The 1,189-nt window shown below is 62.4% G+C and carries 1 protein-coding gene; it reads left to right on the top strand.

Annotated elements, in window-relative coordinates; translation table 11 throughout:
- Window positions 1-21 precede the first annotated feature (21 nt).
- Entirely contained in the window at window positions 22-1,116 is a 1,095-nt protein-coding gene (locus ABQJ48_RS37740) for an IS5 family transposase (RefSeq protein ID WP_367842927.1), read from the top strand.
- Window positions 1,117-1,189 lie beyond the last annotated feature (73 nt).

Here is a 1,189-nt window from a genome sequence, read left to right on the forward strand (position 1 = left end):
GCGATGAGTGCGATGCGTGGAATGGACGAGATGCAAGAACCGCTGTTCACGACAGTCAAGCTGGAAGACTTTGTACCGGCCGATCATCCGCTGCGACCGATCCGGCTGCTGGTGAACGACGCGCTCAAGCGGCTCAACGGACTGTTTGGCGTGATCTACGCGGACAGCGGCCGGGCGTCGATCGCACCGGAGAAGTTGCTGCGCGCCTTGTTGCTGCAAGTGTTCTACTCGGTGCGCAGCGAGCGCATGCTGATGGAGCAGATGCGCTACAACCTGCTGTTCCGCTGGTTCGTCGGGCTGGCCATCGAAGACGCTGTGTGGGATCACTCGGTGTTCTCGAAGAATCGGGACCGGCTGCTGGAACACGAAGTGGTGGAAACGTTCTTTACCGAAGTCATGAGTCTGGCGGATAAACACGGCTTGCTTTCGCGCGAGCACTTCTCGGTCGATGGCACGCTGATTCAGGCTTGGGCCAGCCACAAGAGCTTTCGGCGCAAAGACGGCTCGGATGATCCGCCCTCTGGTGGCGGGCGCAACGCTGACACCGACTGGAAGGGCCGGCGCCGCAGCAACGACACGCACGAATCGAGCACCGATCCGGATGCGCGACTGTTCAAGAAGAGCAAGGGCACCCCGGCCATCCTGTGTTACCACGGGCACGTGCTGATGGAGAACCGCTCGGGCCTGGTGGTGGGTGCCGTGGTCAGCCACGCCGACGGCTTTGCCGAACGCGCGAGTGCCCTGCGATTGCTCGATTGTGTGCCGGGCGGTCATGCCAAGACAGTTGGGGCCGACAAGGCTTACGACATGCGCGACTTTGTTCGTGACTGCCGGGCGCGCAACGTGACACCCCATGTGGCGCGCAACGATGCTCATCAAGGCGGAAGCGCGATTGACGGACGCACTTCGCGGCACGCCGGTTATGGCATCAGCCAGGTGAAACGCAAACGCATCGAGGAGCACTTCGGTTGGGGCAAGACCGTCGGCAGTATTCGACAAACCATCTATCGCGGCATCAAGCGGGTCGACCAGCACTTCAAACTGACGATGCTGGCGAGCAACCTGACGCGAATGGCCCGAATACTGGCGGCGCTGCCGCAAGGAGCAACGCAATGAGCCGGCCAGGTCCGGCCACCGCGCGCAAATGCGTCGCCTGGCGCGCTCGCCTGCGGCGCAATCGGAACGATCA

Origin of the sequence: Paraburkholderia suaedae, from assembly GCF_040812055.1 — a bacterium.
In the GTDB taxonomy this organism is placed as follows: domain Bacteria; phylum Pseudomonadota; class Gammaproteobacteria; order Burkholderiales; family Burkholderiaceae; genus Paraburkholderia.

Bases quoted from the DNA above. Each gene is read 5' to 3' on its own strand.
- ABQJ48_RS37740 (WP_367842927.1), top strand. From the start codon at position 22: ATGGACGAGATGCAAGAACCGCTGTTCACGACAGTCAAGCTGGAAGAC.